At 31.4% G+C, this 21293-nt stretch carries 20 protein-coding genes; 10 read left to right on the top strand and 10 right to left on the bottom strand.

What is annotated here, in order from left to right:
* Positions 1-2: 2 nt before the first annotated feature.
* Together RDK80_RS16400 and RDK80_RS16395 are read right to left on the bottom strand one after the other, a co-directional pair.
* Positions 3-1919: an aconitate hydratase gene (locus RDK80_RS16400; RefSeq protein WP_308524891.1), complete on the bottom strand. Its 1917-nt coding sequence runs from the start codon at positions 1917-1919 to the stop codon at positions 3-5.
* Positions 1920-1941: 22 nt separating this feature from the next.
* Positions 1942-3288, bottom strand: coding sequence for a 2-isopropylmalate synthase (locus RDK80_RS16395; protein ID WP_308524890.1), 1347 nt, complete (start codon positions 3286-3288; stop codon positions 1942-1944).
* A gap of 420 nt (positions 3289-3708) precedes the next feature.
* Between RDK80_RS16395 and RDK80_RS16390 the strand changes: the two genes are divergently transcribed.
* From RDK80_RS16390 to RDK80_RS16375, 4 genes are all read left to right on the top strand, one after another.
* A complete protein-coding gene (locus tag RDK80_RS16390; protein ID WP_256310925.1) occupies positions 3709-4575 on the top strand; it encodes a DMT family transporter in 867 nt (288 codons plus the stop codon).
* Positions 4576-4819: 244 nt separating this feature from the next.
* Positions 4820-5614, top strand: coding sequence for a transporter substrate-binding domain-containing protein (locus RDK80_RS16385; protein WP_256310926.1), 795 nt, complete (start codon positions 4820-4822; stop codon positions 5612-5614).
* Between the two features lie 84 nt (positions 5615-5698).
* Positions 5699-6370 (top strand): amino acid ABC transporter permease, encoded by a 672-nt coding sequence (locus tag RDK80_RS16380; protein ID WP_256310927.1) that lies wholly within the window; start codon positions 5699-5701, stop codon positions 6368-6370.
* On the top strand, positions 6345-7070 hold the full coding sequence (locus RDK80_RS16375; RefSeq protein ID WP_308524889.1) for an amino acid ABC transporter ATP-binding protein: 726 nt from the start codon (positions 6345-6347) through the stop codon (positions 7068-7070). The genes RDK80_RS16380 and RDK80_RS16375 overlap by 26 nt, the downstream gene beginning before the upstream one ends.
* 59 nt (positions 7071-7129) lie before the next feature.
* Here RDK80_RS16375 and RDK80_RS16370 read toward each other — a convergent pair whose 3' ends face one another.
* From RDK80_RS16370 to RDK80_RS16360, 3 genes are all read right to left on the bottom strand, one after another.
* Positions 7130-7729 (bottom strand): nitroreductase family protein, encoded by a 600-nt coding sequence (locus tag RDK80_RS16370; protein ID WP_256310928.1) that lies wholly within the window; start codon positions 7727-7729, stop codon positions 7130-7132.
* Positions 7730-7744: 15 nt separating this feature from the next.
* Positions 7745-8446 (bottom strand): pirin family protein, encoded by a 702-nt coding sequence (locus RDK80_RS16365; protein ID WP_094903739.1) that lies wholly within the window; start codon positions 8444-8446, stop codon positions 7745-7747.
* Positions 8447-8734: 288 nt separating this feature from the next.
* Positions 8735-9043: a helix-turn-helix domain-containing protein gene (locus RDK80_RS16360; protein ID WP_094903738.1), complete on the bottom strand. Its 309-nt coding sequence runs from the start codon at positions 9041-9043 to the stop codon at positions 8735-8737.
* 189 nt (positions 9044-9232) lie between these two features.
* Between RDK80_RS16360 and RDK80_RS16355 the strand changes: the two genes are divergently transcribed.
* From RDK80_RS16355 to RDK80_RS16330, 6 genes are all read left to right on the top strand, one after another.
* Entirely contained in the window at positions 9233-10696 is a 1464-nt protein-coding gene (locus RDK80_RS16355) for a sigma 54-interacting transcriptional regulator (protein WP_308524888.1), read from the top strand.
* 203 nt (positions 10697-10899) lie between these two features.
* Entirely contained in the window at positions 10900-11859 is a 960-nt protein-coding gene (speB, locus tag RDK80_RS16350; RefSeq protein WP_308524887.1) for an agmatinase, read from the top strand.
* A 37-nt stretch (positions 11860-11896) separates the two neighbouring features.
* Positions 11897-13363 (top strand): nucleoside recognition domain-containing protein, encoded by a 1467-nt coding sequence (locus RDK80_RS16345; RefSeq protein ID WP_308524886.1) that lies wholly within the window; start codon positions 11897-11899, stop codon positions 13361-13363.
* 324 nt (positions 13364-13687) lie between these two features.
* The gene (locus tag RDK80_RS16340; RefSeq protein WP_308524885.1) at positions 13688-14614 is read left to right on the top strand and encodes a PfkB family carbohydrate kinase; all 927 of its coding nucleotides are present in this window, start codon (positions 13688-13690) and stop codon (positions 14612-14614) included.
* 4 nt (positions 14615-14618) lie between these two features.
* On the top strand, positions 14619-15539 hold the full coding sequence (locus tag RDK80_RS16335; RefSeq protein ID WP_308524884.1) for a pseudouridine-5'-phosphate glycosidase: 921 nt from the start codon (positions 14619-14621) through the stop codon (positions 15537-15539).
* Positions 15540-15696: 157 nt separating this feature from the next.
* The gene (locus RDK80_RS16330) at positions 15697-16167 is read left to right on the top strand and encodes a YbaK/EbsC family protein (RefSeq protein WP_216559803.1); all 471 of its coding nucleotides are present in this window, start codon (positions 15697-15699) and stop codon (positions 16165-16167) included.
* Between the two features lie 56 nt (positions 16168-16223).
* On the opposite strand, the gene RDK80_RS16325 is transcribed toward RDK80_RS16330, so the two are convergent.
* From RDK80_RS16325 to RDK80_RS16305, 5 genes are all read right to left on the bottom strand, one after another.
* On the bottom strand, positions 16224-16772 hold the full coding sequence (locus tag RDK80_RS16325; RefSeq protein ID WP_308524883.1) for a hypothetical protein: 549 nt from the start codon (positions 16770-16772) through the stop codon (positions 16224-16226).
* Positions 16773-16836: 64 nt separating this feature from the next.
* Positions 16837-18252, bottom strand: coding sequence for a S8 family serine peptidase (locus tag RDK80_RS16320; RefSeq protein ID WP_308524882.1), 1416 nt, complete (start codon positions 18250-18252; stop codon positions 16837-16839).
* 3 nt (positions 18253-18255) lie between these two features.
* Positions 18256-20076, bottom strand: a complete 1821-nt coding sequence (locus RDK80_RS16315) for an ABC transporter ATP-binding protein (RefSeq protein WP_308524881.1) — start codon at positions 20074-20076, stop codon at positions 18256-18258.
* A 60-nt stretch (positions 20077-20136) separates the two neighbouring features.
* Positions 20137-20802: an ABC transporter ATP-binding protein gene (locus RDK80_RS16310; protein WP_308524880.1), complete on the bottom strand. Its 666-nt coding sequence runs from the start codon at positions 20800-20802 to the stop codon at positions 20137-20139.
* Positions 20803-20821: 19 nt separating this feature from the next.
* Positions 20822-21293, bottom strand: a 472-nt coding sequence (locus tag RDK80_RS16305) for an FtsX-like permease family protein (protein WP_308524879.1), incomplete at its 5' end; no start/stop codon positions are given.

The raw sequence follows: 21293 nt of genomic DNA, 5'->3' as shown, positions 1-21293 counted from the left end.
AATTATTCCCCTTTCATATTTAGAAGTCCACCAGCTTTGAGCATATCTCTTTGCCTTTCAGTTATATCTAATATCAATTTATATACTTTACTTTTAATTCTATTATTTACAATAATCTTATCTTCATTAATCTGATCCAGCATATTTTCAATAACTAATTCATCTAACATATCTATATCATTAAAATCATCTTCATTCTCGAACACTAAAGGAATTATCCCATTATTGATTAAGTTTTGTTTATGAATTCTTGCAAAGGATTTAGCTATTATAGACCTAATCCCCAGATATACTGGAACTAAAGCTGCATGTTCACGACTTGAACCTTGCCCATAGTTAAATCCTGCGACAATAATACCTCCGCCATTTTCCTTAGCTCTTTTAGGAAACTCTATGTCACAAGGTGTTAAACAGTAATCCGATAGATATGGAATATTAGATCTATATGGTAAAAGCTTAGCATTAGAAGGCATTATATGATCTGTAGTTATATCATCTCTCACTTTAATTAATACTTTTCCCTTAATCTCTCCTCCTAATTCCTTAGATTTTGGAAAAGGTTTAATGTTTGGTCCACGGATAATATCTATATCTTCCCCATAATCAGCTGGATTAACAATTAAATTATCATTTATTAAAAACCTTTCTGGCATAAATATATTTATATTTTCCATATAACCTGATGGATTAGTAATATATCCCGTTAAAGCTGACACTGCTGCTACTTCAGGGCTTACTAAATATACATTTGCAGAAAGAGTTCCACATCTTCCTTTGAAATTTCTATTAAATGTCCTCAAAGATATACCGTCAGTAATTGGAGCCTGTCCCATACCTATGCAGGGACCACATCCAGATTCGAGTATTCTAGCTCCAGCTGATATAAGTTTAGAAAGTCCTCCATTTGCAGCAAGCATATTTAACACTTGTTTTGAACCTGGAGAAATAACCAAAGACACATCCTCTGATATAGTTTTTCCATCTAAAATTTCTGCAACTTTCATTAGATCCATATAAGATGAATTAGTACAGCTCCCTATTGCTACTTGATTTACTTTAATATCTTTTAATGTAGATACTGGAACTACGTTATCAGGACTATGAGGACAAGCTACCATTGGCTCTAATTCATCAAGATTTATTACTATTTCTTCGTCATAAAAAGCATCATCATCAGCCACTATATTCCTATATTCCTTCTCCCTTCCTTGAAGTTTTAAAAATTCATAAGTAATTTCATCAGAAGGAAATATAGAGGTTGTAGCACCTAGCTCTGCTCCCATATTAGTTATGGTTGCTCTTTCTGGGACAGATAAAGATTTAACCCCTTCGCCTGTATATTCAAATATTTTATTAAGTCCACCTACTACCTTATATCTTTTTAAAACTTCAAGAATAATATCCTTAGCAGATACACCAAGATTTAATTTACCTGTTAGTCCAACTTTTACAATATAAGGCATAGTTATATAATACTCTCCCCCAGCCATTGCTACAGCCACATCTAACCCTCCTGCCCCTATAGCTAACATTCCTAATCCTCCGCAGGTAGGTGTATGGCTATCAGATCCTAAAAGCGTTTCCCCAGGTACTCCAAATCTTTCTAAATGCACTTGATGACATATTCCATTTCCTGGCTTTGAAAAATATATTCCATATTTTTTCGCAACTGTCTGAATATATAAATGGTCGTCTGCATTTTCTGGACCAGTTTGAAGCATATTATGGTCAATATAGGCTACTGATTTTTTTGTCTTAACTCTATCTACTCCAATGGCCTCAAACTGTAAATAAGCCATAGTTCCAGTTGAATCCTGTGTAAGAGTTTGATCTATTTTTAATCCTATTTCGCTTCCTCTTATTAAATCTCCAGTAACTAGATGGTCCTTTATTATCTTTTCTGCAACAGTTAATTTCATCTTTTTTACCTCCAATCAACATCTAAATTGCCTTTGTCTCTTCCTTGCCTAATATATTTGGAATAAATTTAAATACTAATTCCTTAAGCTCATCATTGCCAATATTTGAAGTTCTTCCATTAGCATATTCTTCATCCATCCATTTTTTAATTGGCAAAATCCTCTGATCATTTTTATCTATTTTCTTTATATCACTTAGTTTAAAATATCCATTTATCCAAGCAGCAATACCTGCCAATCCAGAGTATGAATTTACTGCAACTATTGGTGGTCTACCTAAGATTTTTTCAGTATCAAAGCTATTATATATTTCTTTATTTTTTAACATACCATCTGCATGAATTCCAGCCCTAGTGACATTAAATTCACTACCTACAAAAGGTGTACGAGCTGGTACAATATAGTTCAATTCTCTCTCAAAATAATCAGCTATATCAGAAATTATTTTAAGATTCATATTCTTAGTAGTTCCCTTTATTTGTGCATATTCAAATACCATAGCTTCTAATGGACAATTCCCAGTTCTTTCACCAATTCCAAATAATGTAGAATTTACAGAGGAGCCTCCAAATAACCAAGAAGTAGTTGAATTTACAACTACGGAATTAAAATCATTATGTCCATGCCACTCGATAGATGATGAAGGCACATCACAATAATATCTTAATCCATGAATAAGAGCAGGTACCGATCTAGGTAACTCTACTCCAACATGAGGAATTCCTACCCCTAAAGTATCACAAGCCCTTATCTTTACAGGTATTTTATACTTATCAGATAATCCCATTAAATTCTTCGCCAATGGAGCGACAAATCCAAAGAAATCTGCACGAGTTATATCTTCAAAATGACATCTTGGAGTGATTTCATTTTCCAAAGCGGCCTCAGCAATAGAAAGATAAGTCTGCATTGCTTCTCTTCTAGTCATATTTAGTTTATGAAATATGTGATAATCAGAGCAAGACATAAGTATACCTGTTTCTTTAATTCCCATCTCTTTTACTAATTTAAAATCCTCTTTATTAGCCCTAATCCAAGAAGTAATCTGTGGAAACTCATATCCTCTTTTAATACATTCTTCTACGGCTTTTCTATCCTTATCAGAATATAAAAAAAACTCAGTTTGTCTTATGATGCCTGAGTCATTATCTAACTCATGAAGATAATCATAGATTCTAACCATTTGCTCTACTGTCATAGATGACATGGATTGCTGTCCATCTCTAAAGGTAGTATCAGTAATCCATATATTTTCTGGAATATCCATTGGTAATTGAATATTATTAAATTTTACTTTTGGTATTTCGGAATAAGGAAATGCTTCCTTAAAAAGATTTGGTCTTAAAGTATCGATGCCACTGTAAATCATTTTTCTTCCCCCTCATTTGTGTTATGTTCTTTTTTGCAAGTTTACTTATTTTATATTTCTTTTTTAAAAAATCAACATTTTATTTTTCTTACTACTGCATTCTCTGATTTCTAATAACTTTTTTCTTTTTTGTCTAGCCTCATCTTACTTCATCTAGTTTATTTACTGACTTACGGCGATTATATGGTTTTTCCTTCCAATTCCTTGCTTTAATGTATTAAATAATATTTTAAACAATTCTAGCATAGTTTCAAAATAATATCAAGTACATTTTTGCAAGTCTTTATTTTTTTCTTGCATAATGTTAAATAATATGTATTTCAAAAGAATAGTTTTTGCTAATATCAAGTATTTGATTGATTATAATATAAAAGTTCTATATACTGAAATTATGATGAATTACATAATGGGGGATTGATTATGAGTATCAAATCTAAAGGTATATTAGCAGTTATCATTTCTGCAACTATTTTTGGAAGTATGCCTCTAATGGCTAAAATTGTTTATGAATCAGGTGGTAATGCAATAAGTCTGACATTTTATAGGTTTTCATTGATACTTCCTTTTTTATACTTGTTAATTAAGAGAAATGATAAGGAAACTTTAAAAATTACAAAAGAAGAGTTTAAAAAAATAGTCTTTGTAGGTACATTAGGATATGGAGCAACAGCATTATTATTATATTTATCCTATAACTACATCCCTTCTAGCATGGCAACAACAATCCATTTCATATATCCTGTATTTGTAATACTTGGCTGTATATTATTTTTTAAAGAAAAGCCAAGTATCATAAAAATAATTGCAGTTATACTTTGTTTGCTAGGAGTCCTGATGTTCTATGATGGTAATGGAAATATTAATTTCGCTGGAATATTCCTTGCTTTTGCATCAAGTATTACTTTTGCCTTTTATACTATCTACTTAGATAAAAGTGGTCTAAAGCAAATGAACACAATGAAATTAACTTTTTATCTATGTTTAATTGCATCTATTATGATGCTAATCTTTAGTATAATAACTAGAACATTTACAATAAATATGAAACCCTTAGGATGGCTGATGGCGCTATTCTTATCTTTATCAGTAGGATTAGGCGTAAATTTTTTTCAAATTGGAATCAAAATAGTTGGTCCTCAAAATACATCTATTTTAAGTACTTTTGAACCTATTACCAGTGTTATTATAGGAATATTAATATTAAATGAAAGTTTTGGACTAAAGACTATCTTTGGAATTGGATTAATACTATTAGCAGTTATAATGATTTCTATTTTTGATAAGTAAAAATTTCCTGATTTAAAAAAGATGCAAGAAGTTTTTTAAAAAACTTCTTGCATCTTTATATTTTCTGTAATATAATGGTTTTTAAAATTTATTATACTATGCAAAGGAGGCCTTAATCTTGAAAAGTCCAGACACCTACGAGAGCACTTGGAATTCTATTACAATTAAGCTTGGAAAGAATTCCGAAGACACCAGACATTCCTCAAAATTATAACTATAATATATAATTTTGGGAGGAATAAAAATGTATAAAAAAATAATTATTGGTATTCTTGTTATAAGTATGATGATTGGAATGGTAGGATGCAATAAGTCATCTGGAAGTAAGCTTACTGAAATAAAAGAAAAAGACAAGATAGTTCTAGGTACATCAGCAGATTATCCACCTTATGAATTTCATAAGTTAATTAATGGTAAAGATGAAATAGTAGGATTTGATATTGAAATTGCTAAACAGATAGCAGCCGATATCGGAGTAGAACTTGAAATTGTCGATATGAAATTTGATGGTTTATTAGCATCACTAGTTACTGATGATATTGATTTTATAGTGGCTGGTATGGTACCAAAACCAGAGAGAGCTAAAGTTGTAGATTTTTCTATACCATATTATGCAGGTAAACAGAGAATGATCGTAAGAAAAGAAGATGCTGCTAAATTAAAAGGACCAGAGGACTTTAAAGGTCTTAAAATAGGGGTACAAAAGTCAACAACCCAAGAGGAAATTGCAGTAGAGAAATTTACTGATGCTGAAGTAATAGGATTAAGTAAAATTACTGATTTAGTACTTGAACTTAATAATAATAAAATAGATGGTATAATACTGGCTGAGCCAGTAGCTGAAGCTTATATAGCTCAAAACTCAAACTTATATATGCCTGAAGTTATTTTAGGTGAAGAATCTGGTGTATCAGTGGCAATCAATAAAGGTAAATCAGATTTGTTGGAATCTATTAATGGAACACTGGACAAGCTAATAAAAGATGGCTCAATAGATAAGCTAATTCAAGAAGCAACCGAATTAGCAGATCAAGATTAATTTAAAATATAATCGGCAAAAGGAAACAGGTATTTCCTTTTGCCCATATCTTTTATATAGCTTAAATCTTTAGGAGGTGTATCCATGGATATAGAATTTTTTGTTGAATATTATAGTTATTTTTTAAAGGGTACTGGCACAACCCTTCTTATTTCATTATTTGGTGTAATCTTTGGAAGCTTAGTAGGAATATTATTAGCTTTGATGAAACTTTCAAACAATAAGTTTTTAAAAGGGATTGCTACATCCTATATAGAAATTGTTAGAGGAACTCCTTTAATACTACAAATATTTTTAGTATATCACGGACTTCCAAAATTGATCCCTTTACCATCTTCTAGAATATTTCTTGGGACTATAGCTGTATTTTTAAATAGTGCAGCCTATGTGGCAGAAATAATAAGAGCAGGGATTCAATCTATAGACAAGGGTCAAATGGAGGCATCAAGGTCTTTAGGTATGCCTCAAGGTATGGCAATGAAATATATAATTATTCCGCAAGCTTTTAAGAATATATTGCCAGCATTAGGTAACGAATTTATTGTTCTGATAAAAGAGTCTGCAATAATATCTGTTATTGGAGTACAAGATCTAATGTATAATGCTGACACTTTAAGAGGTATAACTTATAGGCCTTTTGCTCCTTTAATATATGCAGGTATTATTTATTTTATTATTACATTCTCACTTTCAAAGCTATTAGGTATTTTGGAAAGGAGGTTAGGTGCTAGTGATAAAAGTAAAGAATCTTTATAAAAAATTTGGTAATTTAGATGTATTAAAAGGAATTGATGAAGATATAAAAAAAGGTGAGGTAGTTGTAATAATAGGTCCTAGTGGATCTGGAAAGAGCACTTTTCTAAGATGTCTAAATCTATTGGAAAATCCAAGTAGTGGAGATATAATGTTCGAGGGCAAATCCATTACTGATAAAAATACAGATATAAACAAGGTAAGAGAAAAAATGGGTATGGTCTTCCAGCAATTTAACCTATTTCCTCATCTTACAGTCTTAGAAAATATAACCATAGCACCTATAAAGGTTAAAAACATCGCTAGTGAAGAAGCTGAAAAAATTGCCATGAGCTTGCTTAAACGAATTGGTTTAGAGGATAAGGCATATAATTACCCAAATCAATTATCTGGAGGACAAAAACAAAGAATAGCCATTATAAGAGCATTGGCAATGTCACCAGATCTCATGTTGTTTGACGAACCAACCTCTGCCCTAGATCCGGAAATGGTTGGAGAGGTATTGGATGTAATGCAGTCCTTAGCGAAGGACGGGATGACTATGATAGTAGTTACTCATGAAATGGGATTTGCTAAGGAAGTGGGAGATAGGGTTATCTTTATGGATGATGGAAGAATTGTAGAAACAGGTACTCCTGATAAAATATTTAATAATCCAGAACATCCGAGAACTCAAGACTTTTTAAGAAAGGTTATACGATAAAATAATACTCCTTTCTAGTTTAATCTTATTTGATTATTCCTAGAAAGGAGTATTTATTATTATTTAAATATCTTAATTCTTTCCTCTAAAGAGCTATATTCTTTTTCTCCTGGTTCAGTAGTTGGTTTTCCAAATGGCATCTGAGCAATTAATTTCCAGCTGCTAGGTATATTCCACTCTTTTTTCACATCTTCTTCAATAAGTTCATTATAATGTTGCAATGATGCTCCATATCCTTCTATTTCTAATGATGTCCATATTACAAATTGATGCATTCCACTTGATTGCTGTGACCAGATAGGGAAATTATCTTTATAAGTTGGAAATTCTCTTTGCAAATATTCTACTATGTTAGTATCTTCAAAGAATAAAATTGTACCATATCCAGCGCTAAATGAGTTAATCTTTTCTTCTGTAGAAGAAAATTTATCAGCTGCTACTATCTCTCTCAATGCTTCTTTAGTTATATTCCATAATCTAGTGTGATGTTTATCTAATAGCAACACTACTCTCGCAGTTTGTGAGTTAAAAGCTGATGGTGTATGTTTTACTGCATGTTCTATAATTTCTTGAATCTTTTCGTCAGATACTACTTTATCCTTACTAATCCCATAATATGTTCTTCTTTTTTCTACTGCTTGATTAAAATTCATAGTCATTTTCTATTCCTCCATTTAATTTCCTTTTTTCATTTCTATTACCAAAACATGAGATGTTTCTCTTGCTTTTATTAGTATATCTTCTTCTACTACTTCCAATGCATCTCTATCCTTTAATTCAATTTCATTTATCTCTGAAATCCCTTCTATCTGTACTAAATATGCCTGTCTTCCTTCTCTAACTTTAAAATCTATTTCTTTATTTTTTTCTAATTCTAGTACGTGTATATTTGCATCTTGATATATTTTTATAGGTGCATTTCCTTCAGTACTTGATACTATTTGAAGCCATTTATTCCTTCTATCTTCCCATTGAAACCTATAATCACCATAGTTTGGCGTAAGTCCTTTTTCATTTGGAATTATCCATATTTGTAAAAACCTTGAAGTATTTTCTCCTAAATTATGTTCACTATGATAGATTCCCGTCCCTGCACTCATATATTGTACATGTCCTCTTGTGATAGTATTTTTATTCCCCATACTATCTCCATGTGTAAGCTCTCCATCTACTACATAGGATACTATCTCCATATCTTTATGAGGATGCATTTCAAATCCGGTATTAGTTTTAACCAAATCATCATTTAATACTCTTAACACTCCAAAGTTCATATTATCCTTATTGTAATAGTTTGAAAAAGAAAAATGAAAAATACTTTTTAGCCAGCCTAAATCAGATCTACCCATGTTTTTATTATCTAACTTTCTTAACATAATCTTCTCTCCTTTATTTAGTTATTTTTTTATATTTTATTTTCATTTATTACTTAGTTACTTTTAGTTACTTAATTTAATTATATTATTACATAAGATAATTTATATGTCAAGCAGAATTTAAAAATATTTTAAATAAAAAATACTTCCATTGAATTATCAATTTAGGAAGCATTTTTCTAAATCCATTCTATTGAAAGTTACAATTAAAATGGGATAAAACTTTCCTGTGGGTTATAAAAAAATCCTCTAATTAAAATAGAGGATTTTTGATAGTTCATTTAGTTATTAGCCCCACTTTTCAGCCCACTTTTGTATTTCATCCATGGCTGTGCTAAGTTCCTTTCCTTTGTCTGTAAGCTCATATTCAATTCTTACAGGGGTTTCTGGATATACCTTTCGTATAACTATGCCTTCTTGCTCTAGTTCTTTAAATCTTTCTGTGAGCATTCGTGCGCTCATATTAGGTATTGCTGCTGATATATCAGTAAAACGTTTTTGTCCATTTAATAATGTTCTTATAATTAGTCCAGTCCATCTTTTTCCTAACAATTCAAATGCATCTTCAAATTTTGGACATAAATGATATTTTTCCATTTTCATTCACCACCTATTAATATTATACCATAGTTAGTATAATAAAGTAAGTATATTATTATACTATACCGAATTAATAGTATATAATCTATTTTGTTAAATAAAATAAATTCAAATGATATAATATAAGTATTAGAAAATAGAAATGAAAACTTAGAAAGATTTTTAACTTTTGTGGAGGATAAAATTATGAATGAAAATAACTTTACAGATATTTTTCCTATTACCGTAAAACATAATAGAATAAAAGACTGCGAAAATGCTTATGAGGATTTAATGGAAGAATTTAATGCTATTCTCGACGCCTCAAATGATGGAATACATATTACTGATGGAAAAGGAGTAACTTTAAGATTTAATAAATCCTGTGAAAGAATTGATGGTGTAAAGGCTGATTATGTAATAGGAAAACATATGGAAGAATTAGTAGCAGAAGGTATATATTCAGAGTCCGTTGCTTTAGCTGTAATTAAAGAAAAAAAACAAATTTCCATGCTCCAACAAGTAAATGGTAAAGAAGTTATAGGAACTGGAACTCCAATATTTAAAAATGGAGAATTATATAGAATTGTCATCAATTCTAGAGATATAACTGAATTAAGGGATTTGAAAAGAGGTCTCGAAGAAGCTAAATTAATCAACAAAAAATATCAACAGGAATTGGATATTATCAGCTCTAAGGATAAAGCAAAGAATAGCAATATCATCTATAATAGTGACAAGATGGATAAAATAATAGATCTAGCCCTTCGGGTTGCTAAAGTTGATTCAACAGTTCTTATTGAAGGTGAGTCTGGTGTTGGTAAGGGAGTTTTAAGTTACTTCTTACACAACAACAGTCTTAGATATAATAAGCCTTTTATTAAAATTAATTGTGGTGCAATACCCGAGAATCTTTTAGAATCAGAATTATTTGGTTATGAAAAAGGCTCTTTCACTGGTGCAAATAAAGATGGAAAAGTGGGATTAATTCAATTAGCAGATAAAGGAACTTTATTTCTTGATGAGATAGGAGAGTTACCACTTAACTTACAAGTAAAATTATTAAATGTAATACAAAATAAAGAATTAACTAAGGTTGGAGGCACAACTACTATTCCTATTGATATTAGAATTATTGCAGCTACTAATAGAAATCTACAAGATATGGTAAAAAATAAAGCTTTTAGAGAAGATTTGTATTATAGACTCAAGGTTGTTCCCATAACAATTCCTCCACTAAGAGAGCGAAAAGAAGATATACCCCCTCTCATTTTAAATTTCTTAAATAGGTTTAATGAAAAATATAATTATAATAAAAAGATAAGTCCAGAAGCTATGAAAATATTGTTGAGTTATAATTGGTCTGGAAATATTCGAGAAATTGAAAACCTTATTGAAAGACTAGTGGTCACAACTAATGATGATATTATTAATAGACAGGATATCATTGATTGCCAATTAGTTTCTATAGGAGATTATTCAAACTTTGATATAAATAAAATCAGCAGCTATAAAAATATTATTGCAGAATATGAAAGAAAACTACTCCTAGATATAATGTCTCAATGCAAAAGCACCTATGAAATGGGTGAAATACTAGACTTAGATAGGAGTACCATAAGAAAGAAATTCAAAAGGCTAAATATCAAACTAGAATTTAAGGAGGACTGATTTCCCACAAGGAAATTATTCCTCCTTAAATTATTGGTATTGACTGGCTCTTATTTTATAATCATTTAAGCATTTTGCAGAGGAAATTATTCCTCCTGTTTTCAGTTTTCTTGTTGTAAACCCTTGATTTATCAGGTTGGTTTTTTGGCATAGGACTTGCTATATAGTATATCGAAAAATAAAATTTATTTGGAGGTATAAAAATGGAAAATATTAATGCAAACCAACCAGCAAGTGCTTCATCCTCACCAAGATTTGTTAATATGGGTACATTTATGAGGATGCCAAGAATTGATAAATTAGAAGGTTTAGACTTTGCTATTGTGGGCATTCCTTTTGACACAGCAAGTTCCTTTAGAACAGGTGCAAGATTTGGTCCTAATGGAATCAGAAACATTTCTGTAATGATGAAGCCTAATAATGTAATAATGGAAATCAATATCTTAGATGAGCTAAAGGGCGGAGACTATGGGGACATAAATATAGTCCCAGGCTATATACTACCTAGCTATGAAAAAATCGAAAAGGAAATGACTAAAATCGTCAATGCAGATGTTACACCAATAGCTTTAGGAGGAGATCACTCAATAACCCTTGCTGAATTAAGAGCAATTGCCAAAAAACATGGTCCAGTAGCATTGGTTCATTTTGATTCCCATGCGGATATTAATGAAGAAGTATTTGGTGAAAAATACAATCATGGAACTCCTTTTAGAAGAGCTATTGAAGAAGGCTTAATAGATCCTTCACATTCTATCCAAATTGGTATGAGAGGCTCCTTATATGACCCTAATGAACATAAAATGGCTGCTGAACTAGGTCTAAAGCTAATCCCAGCTCACAAAATCAGAGAAATGGGCTTTGAAGAGCTATTAAAACAAATTAAAGAAAGGGTAGGAGATAAAAAAGCTTTTCTTACCTTTGATATTGATTTTGTAGACCCAGCCTATGCTCCTGGTACAGGAACACCAGAAGTAGCAGGATTCACTTCCCTTGAAACTTTAAATTTAATTAGAGGAATTAAGGAATTAAACTTTGTAGGTTTTGATATTGTTGAAGTTGCACCACCATATGATTTTGGAGAGATTACATCATATATGGCTGCTAATATTGCTTTTGAGTTTTTATCAATCCTTGCTCTAAAGAAAAAAAATAGTAGATAATAAGATAAAAATAAACCAAAGACTGGAGGATTTATATATGTCCGATACTTTGATTAGGGGAGATAATTTAGAAGAACTAAAAAAATTAAATCTAGATTTAAATGATGTTACAGTTCTAGACTCTTTATCCTTAAACAAAAAAAGCAGCCAAATAGGTTTGATAAAATCTGTTTTTTTTACTGCAATTGCCATATTCGTATTCTTTATACCTTTAACCATAAATGGAACGGCAGATGTTCCTTTTGGTTTTATCTACAATTTCTTTATAAAGGCTTTAGGAAATTTTGGACTATGGTTAATAACCTTAGTTATAGTATTTACTGGAGTTTTAAGCGTATATGGAAAATTTTTTGCTAAAAAAGATACTATGTTAGGTAACTATTTTGGTGAAGATTCTGTGTTTCATCCCTTCATGTATTTACTAGGTGGTTTCTTTACCTTATTATATACTCTGGATGCAACAGTTTCTGGGTTTACAGGTCCAGAATGGATAGTAGGAGCTAGCACCGGCGGAACTGTTGTCCCAGCAATAGTAATGGGTGTAGCTTGGATAATCCCAGTTGGCTGTTTCTTTATGCCTTTTCTATTAAATTATGGAGTAATAGATTTTGTTGGGTCATTGATGGAACCTCTGATGAGACCTATTTTTAAAGTTCCTGGAAGAGCAGCAGTAAATGCTATAGCATCTTTTGTTAGTTCCTCCTCAGTAGGAGTTTTGATTACAAATAAATTATATCATACAGGAGTCTATACAGAGAAAGAAGCTGTCCTCGTTGCCACAGGATTTAGTGCAGTAAGTGTAGGATTTGCTTATATGGTAATTAAAACGGCAGGTTTAGCTGATCATTTCTTAAAAGTGTATTTTATAGCATTATTCATCACTCTATTGATTAGTGCAATAATGGCAAGGATACCACCTTTATGTAGAAAAAAAGATATTTACTATAATGGTAAAGTTCAAACGAAAGACGATATTAAAACTCAAAAAAATAAGGGAAAAGGAATTATTAAAACAGGATTGGATAGGGCTATAAAAAAATCTTATACTGCTAATAATATTTTCAGTGAAATAAAATCTAGTTTAATTGACGGATATATTGTATTTCCTAAGGTGTTGACCTTATTAGCTTCCATGGGAATTTTAGGACTAATTGTTGCTGAATATACTCCTTTTTTTAATTGGCTTGGAGCTCTATTTGTTCCACTACTTAAGTTGTTTCAAGTACCTAATGCCGTTGAAATAGCACCTTCTCTCCCAGTAGGAATCGCTGAAATGTTTTTACCAGTATTATTAATTGCTGATAAAGTAGAGTTGTTAGATATCGGTGCTAGATATGTAGTCACAACTATTTCAATAGTCCAAATTATTTTCTTCTCTGAAACTATAGTTGTAATGATGGCAGCAAAATTGCCAGTAAAATTAAGTGAATTAATCATATGTTTCTTTGAAAGAACTATTATAGCTATACCTATAACTGCATTGTTTATGCATATATTGTTTTAAATATTAGAATAGATAAAGGTGGAGCTTATCAGTATACTCCACCTTATATTTTATACCATTTATCTAACTCTTATTTCTCTGCAACAAACTCAGTTTTCATAGTAGGTGAATTTGTCATAGTGTCTTGAACTGGGCAGGTTCTATCTATAAAATCGAATTCTTCTTCTGAAGAATTGGATTTTATTTTGATTTTAGTTCTTATTTCAGAAAATCCAATTTTACTTCTTTATTTTTTCCCATAAATCCATTTGTAAGCCGTTGACAATCTTAGATACTAAGTTTACTATAAAGATATATTATGGTATTCAGGAGGTAGGTAAATAGATGGAAAGACAATATGTGTCTGTTATTGGTGGTGCCAATATTGATATTATAGGTACACCCTATTATGATTTAAACCCCAATGATTCCAATCCAGGTAGAACAACATTGACATTAGGTGGAGTTGCTAGAAATATTGCTGAAAACCTTAGTAGATTAGGAATTAATATAGAATTTATAACTGTATTAGGAAATGATAGTTATTCTCGTGAAATAGAAGATAGCTGTAAGGAACTTAATATTAGCTTAGAACATTCTCAGATTATGCCTAATGAACGAACTTCTACTTATATTTGTATTAATAATGAATTAGGTGAAATGCAAGTAGCCATTTCTGATATGGAGATTTACAAATATATAACTCCCAGTTATTTAGAAAAAAAGCTTGAAATAATCAATGGCGGAGCAGCATGTGTAGTAGACACTAACATCCCTGAAGAGTCATTGGAATATCTAATGGATAATTCTAAAGTTCCTATATTTCTTGATACCGTTTCTACTAAAAAGACTGAAAAAATCAAAGATTCTATTCGTAACGTTCATACCTTAAAACCTAATATTATAGAAGCAGAAATTCTTTCTAATATGAAAATTATCACCGCAGAAGATTTAGAAAAGGCAACTAGTATTATCCTTAAAAAAGGTATTAAAAGACTGTTTGTGTCTTTAGGTGCTAGGGGTGTATACTATACTGATGGGACTATTAAAGGCAGTATCTTACCTATACCAACTGAAATAATCAATACTACTGGAGCAGGTGATAGTTATATAGCTGCTGTTGCTTGGGCGTATTTAAAGGATTTTGATTTAGAAAAATCAGCTAAAGCCGGCCTAGCCGCATCTTATATTTGTGTAAGATCAAATCAAACAGTATCAAAAGATATATCAGCACAAAATATTGAAAATATAATGGAAAATAATTGGAGGTAATATGATGAATTTAAAAGATATTTTAGTAATAAATCCTGAAGTACAAAAGGCTATTGATGAAAATAGACCTGTAGTAGCATTAGAATCTACTATTATATCCCATGGCATGCCTTACCCTCAAAATGTAGAAACCGCTTTAACAGTTGAAAAGATAGTTAGGGAAAATGGAGCTATCCCTGCAACTATTGCTATAATAGGTGGAAAGCTTACTGTAGGTATTACTCATGAGGAAATTGACCATCTTGGTAAAAAGGGACTTAACGTGACAAAAGCCAGCAGAAGGGATATTCCTATTCTTGTTTCAAGGAAAGAAGATGGTGCCACAACTGTTGCCGCTACAATGATAATCGCTTCTCTTGCCGGAATAAAAGTTTTTGCTACAGGTGGAATTGGCGGAGTCCATCGAGGTGCAGAGACAACTATGGATATTTCTGCTGACCTCGAGGAACTTTCTAATACTGACGTAGCCGTTGTATGTGCTGGAGCAAAATCCATTTTGGACCTTGGTTTAACTATGGAATATCTAGAAACCAAAGGTGTTCCCGTTATTGGCTATCAAACAGATGAGCTCCCTGCATTTTATACTAGAGAAAGTGGATTTAAAGTAAATTATAGAATGGATACTCCCTATGAAATTGCAAGAGCCTTAAAGGCAAAGGAAGATTTAAATATGAAAGGCTCTATGGTAATTGCCAACCCTATTCCTATAGAATATGCTATGGATTACTCATATATAAATAATGCTATAAATGATGCAATTGTAGAAGCAGAAAAATTTAGTATCAAAGGAAAGGAAACAACCCCTTATTTACTTGATAAAATTCAGAAACTAACAGAAGGCAAAAGTCTTACAGCAAATATTCAATTGGTATATAACAATGTAAAGCTAGGAGCACAAATAGCATCTGAATTATGTAAATTATAGATATATGACACGAGCGGATGATTCTTCTATAGTGCAGAAGAACCATCCTTTTTTATTTGGACATATGGAGTCTTTTATTTTTACTTAAACTTGATTTTTTTTAGGATTTGCTGTATTATGGTTGAAATACTTAATAATTTAGAGGAGTAATGGAAAAATGTCTATAGAAAAAGTAAAAGAATATTTAAAGCAATTCAATAAGGATAAAGATGTTCTTGAAATGGAACAATCAACTGCTACAGTTCAATTGGCAGCAATTGCTTTGGGTACTGAAGAAGCAAGAATCGCAAAATCTCTATCCTTCTATGATGGAGATGGAGCCATGATTGTAGTAGTTGCAGGAGACGCAAAGGTTGACAACAAAAAGTTTAAAAGTGAATTTAATTTTAAGCCCAAAATGTTATCTCCAGAGGATACCGTAAGCTTTACAGGTCATGAGGTCGGAGGTGTATGTCCCTTTGCTCTGCCTAGCAATATAAAAGTATATCTAGATGATTCTATGAGAAGATTTGCTACGATGTTTCCTGCCTGTGGCAGCAGCAATTCTGCTATTGAACTTAATTTAGATGAATTGGAAAGAATATCTAAAAGCTGTAAATGGATAGATGTTTGTAAGGACTGGGAATAAGAAATCCCCTGCAAGGACTCTTTATAAAGGATCTTTGCAGGGGATTTTGTTTATTACTATTTAGATGGGAGTATATCATATTTCTCCAATATCTTTAAGGCTTCTTCACGATCACTTACAAATGGAACAATACAATGGCCTATATTACTGTTGAAATGTCCACCATAGTCACCATCTTTACCTTCATACTGTTCATATAGCACTATCACCGTTCTATACAAAAGTGGCCTAGACACAATCTTTCCAAAATGATAGTATTTTGTGATTGGACGTCCATCAGTACCAACACCCTCTTTGTAAGTATATACTAATGGCGATTCATGATCTATTCCTTTTATAAATTGTAGCCTTTCCATTTCATTAGAGGTTAATTCATATTCAGGAACAGAAATTTGACCTTGAAAAGTATTGTCTGTAAATAGATTAAATCTATATTTTCCTGAAATATAAATCTTATGTGTTTCTAGATAGGAGGGATCATCCAGTTTTATTTCCACGGCATCAAGCTCCTTATTAATTGGAAATGGAATAGTATATATCAGAACAAAGGCAATAAAGAAAATATAAACAGCTTTTTTGATTATTTTAGCATATAACGTTTTCATCTTCCCCCTTGTAATATGTTGTATTATATTAGTTGCCATATTCTATATTCTCGTATCTAAAATTTTATCCCATATTTATAATTTTAGCAAACAACTTTTTAATATCTTCTTGACCGCATATATCTACTTCTTCTTTGGTATTTCCAACACTAATTGACAACTTTATCTTATCACATTCTTCCATAACTTCAATTAACATTGAATCCTCTATTTCTCTGCAAGATTCAGATTTGGCATATACTAATTCAACATCTGGTTCAAGAACATATTCTAACTGCTGCCTTCTAATAGAGTTAATTAAATCTTTAAAGTAGTACATGCCATATAAAGTAGCTTCTAAATAATCTGAAATAGCAAAACAATTAAACCCATCATCTAGGAAAGCATCTCTTAATCGAGTCATGATATAGTACACAACTTCTTTGTTTCCTTGAAAATATATAGTAGCACAATTAGTTAATACAATATTAGAAGCACAAATTGGATAAGTATCATCAGCTGGCAACAACCAAAATTCAAATGGATAACATTTCATTATTGACTCAATATCACTATCCATTATGCCTAAGTAAAGTACACGAATTATATTATCATTAACAGGAAGTGCATTTAAAAATCCTCTGAGCTTTTTAACATTAACCTCTTTATCGTTATGAGGGATAAATACATAATCATCACCATCTGCTTCAAATATTATATCATTATATATATTTATAACCTCAAAGGGTAGAGCTTCTTCTAGAATTACTTTCCTATCTAGATTAATTATAGTAACCTTATCAAAAAAAATTGGATGTTCACATAAAAACATATTATTAGTCACACCTAATTCATTTAATATTGTTGCTGACTTACTACTGTTATTAGATTTGATAATATTATGTATATTTGCTGTTAAGGCTGGTGCTGCATAGCTGTTGGCTATTTGGGTAACATAATTGAAATTTTTGTTTATATTTATTCTATGCTTAGAGGGCATCAAAAAGCTATATCCCCATCTATCTCTAACATTATTATAAGAATTATACAGTTCATCAGCTCTAGCAGAAAAAACACCTAAATAAGCAGCTGGGAAAGAAAGACCTTTATTATTACTATGAGCTGCCACGATTATCTGATTATTATTTATAATCTTTTTAATTATATTTTTTAAACGATAATCATCAGAAAGATTTACCGTACCTCCACTTAAGTGTATAATCGGGATTCTCTTATCTAAACAGTATTCAAAGGCAGCCATCAAAGCCTCAATACTTGTCTTCATCTCTAATGTAGTAAATATTCTTATACTCACCAGCTCCGCTTCCGGAGCATATAAATTTATAATTTTGCATACATTAAAACCATGGTCTGTTATCGCTGGAATATCATCTGACCTATTTACCACCAAGTTCTTGTCATTTACAATCAAGTCCTCTATTATATTTAATTCATCCTTTAATTCCGATATTACACCTTCATCTATTACAGCTATTTTCATAATCTATCCCTCGGCTTTTACCATATATTTCTTTTGCTGGTATCTAAAGAGTTCAGCATATCGTTTATTATCCTTTAATAGTTTTTCTGGTTTACCATCCTCTATAATTTCACCTTTTTCCAATACTATAACCCTATCAGCCAGAGATAAATTAGAAAGTCTATGGGATGTAAATAAAGTTAATCTGCCCCTAGTCATCTCCTGTAGCTTATTAAAAATTTCATGCTCTGCTTTAGGGTCTAAATTGGAAGATACCTCATCTAAAATGAGAATAGTATCTTTTCTATATAACACCCTAGCTAATGCTAGTTTCTGTGTTTGTCCTCCCGATAAAATTAAACCCTCTGAAGTAAAGAATTTTGATATATATGCATCTAATCCAGCATCGTTTAAGCTTAATATCTCCATAAAATCTGATTTATCCAATGCTTCTATTATCTTATCATCTTTATTTATTTCATTTGGATTTGTTAAATGAAAGTTTTCTCTAATACTAAAAGCAAAGTTATTCATATCCTGAAAGTAAACACTGAAAGCTTTTCTCAGAGAGCCAATAGAATATAAGCTTATATCTATACCATTAATCTTAATCATCCCGGAAGTCGGCTCATAAAATCTTAATAATAATTTTATAAGAGTTGATTTTCCAGAACCATTTAATCCTACAAAAGCTACATGCTCTGGAGCATCAATATAGAAGCTAATATCTTTTAGGGCATACTTTTCACTAAGAGGATATATAAAACTAACATTTTCAAAAGCAATACTCTCTACTTTATTTAACTCCAATTCGCCTTCATCCTGAATCCTGTTGATGTATTTGAATAAGGACTGATAATTATTCATCCTCAGCTTATTTTCAACTATTTCCATAGTAGAGGCTATAAACCCTGATGTAGAATACCATAGTTGTCCTAATAATCCGCTTAAAAATACATAATCTCCTATTAATAATTTTCCATCTAATATATTGAAAATAATATGTCCGCTAACGATAACCAAGACTATCTCAGGTAAAAAATCTAAGATAAGTGTTACTCTCGATCTTTCTTTTAAAATTTTCTTACGCTGAATAAATAGTCTGCCCCATAGCTTATCATAAGAATCCTTAAGCATTTTGCTGGATTGAAAAAGCCTCATATCTTGGCTAAATCTTCTATCAAAAGCAATATTTTGAATATAAGATAGCTTTCTTCTATTTGCTATTTGGTCTAAACTTAAGTCGTAAAGAGATTCCGTATAATATTTTAGGGCTGCTCCAGATGGTATCGCAACTGCTATCATTAATAGGGAATAAAATATATTTTCTTTTGAGAGAATTACAAAGGCTATTAAAAATGATATAGCAGCAGATATAGCTGAAATACTTGACCCTAAGGCTTGAATAAGAATTGATCCGTCCCTCATAGCTGATGTAATCTTATCTTGATAATTGGGGTCATCAAAATAAGCCAAATCTACATCAAAAGAAAAATCCATCATATTTCTTACCATCCACTGGTCCAATTCCTCTGAATGAACCATTCTAGTATATATTTGAACCTTTATCATAATTACTTTTACCAATGCTATTAATGCCATTAAAATCAAAAGATTATATATGTATCTGCTATGATAGCCCCCTGTATATCCAGATATATAGTTGATTATCTGTTTTGAAACAAAAGCACCTACTATATTTAATATAGGATTAAATAGTTCCGAGGAGACTCTCAACAAGGTGTATATCGGGGAAACTTTCCAAGAAAGACTGATGCACCAAGAGAATACCTGTACAAAGTCCTTTATATTATCTTTATATTTATTCCTAAAATCTTTAAACATAATAAAACCTCGCTTATTATATTAGGAGAAAGACTTGCATAGATACTCTCTCCTAAGTCTTTATTTTATCATCTCAATAGTTCCATCCTTAATTCTCCATACATGATCCGATTCTTCTGCGATTTCCATATCATGAGTTACTATGATTATGCAGAAATCCTGTTGATGAGCTAGTTGTTTCAGTATATCTATGATTCGTTCACTGTTTTCATCATCTAGATTTCCCGTAGGCTCATCGGCAAGGATTACTTTTGCTCCTGTGGCTAATGTCCTTCCTATGGCTACTCTTTGCTGTTCTCCTCCTGATAGATTGGAAGGATAGCGAGATAGTTTATCTCCATCTATCCCCAAGGAATCCAACACCATTTTTCCCTTTTCTCTTGCCTCTTCTTTAGGTATTCCCTTGTATTCCATAGGAAAACTTACGTTTTCCAAAGCAGTAAGCAAAGGGAATAACTGAAATGCTTGAAATATCATTGAAACATTATCTCTCCTGTATTCATCTAAATCCATATCCTTTAAATCATTTCCATCTATGGAAATCTTCCCTTGAGTCGGTTCGTCTAGTCCTGCCATTATGGAAAGCAAAGTAGTTTTCCCACTGCCAGAAGGTCCTACAATTGCATTTAATTTTCCTCCTTCAAAGGTACAATTTATATCCCTCAGTACGTCTTTATCTGCACCTTTATATCTATAAAAAATATTTTCCAGTTCTAACTTTGCCATATTGATTTCCCCCTTATATCTATTCCTTTACCTGAAGCATTTCTAGTGGCTTTTTATTGGTTACCTTTCCTATACCTAGTGCTAGCCCTGCTGTAGATCCTAACAGATATCCACCTGATACTATTATATATTTCGTCATGTCTATTGGATAGGATTTTATGGATATAGCAAATACTGTTATACATGCTAAAGAAATACCAATTAGTACCAATATAAGATTTTCCCTAAATAAATTCCATCTCACTTCTTTTTCCTTTACACCTAATATTCGTAAAATCGCTACATCTGTTGTACGTCGTAGTACCATTATAAAAACTAATATACCTGCTATTACAATTGATAGAGTAAATGTTACAGGGTACAGAACTTCTAATAAGGATATATTCTTTTCTAATGGTCCTACTACATTTACAACTTCTCCATCCCATAGTTTTAACTCAGTCGGGATTTCATTAGATGAATTGTCGGAAACTATTTTCTTTATCTCTTCC

Source organism: uncultured Tissierella sp. (assembly GCF_902479755.1).
Taxonomy (GTDB): domain Bacteria; phylum Bacillota; class Clostridia; order Tissierellales; family Tissierellaceae; genus Tissierella; species Tissierella carlieri.
Note: the sequence above shows the minus strand (reverse complement) of the source record. Positions and strands in the feature narration are given on the sequence as shown.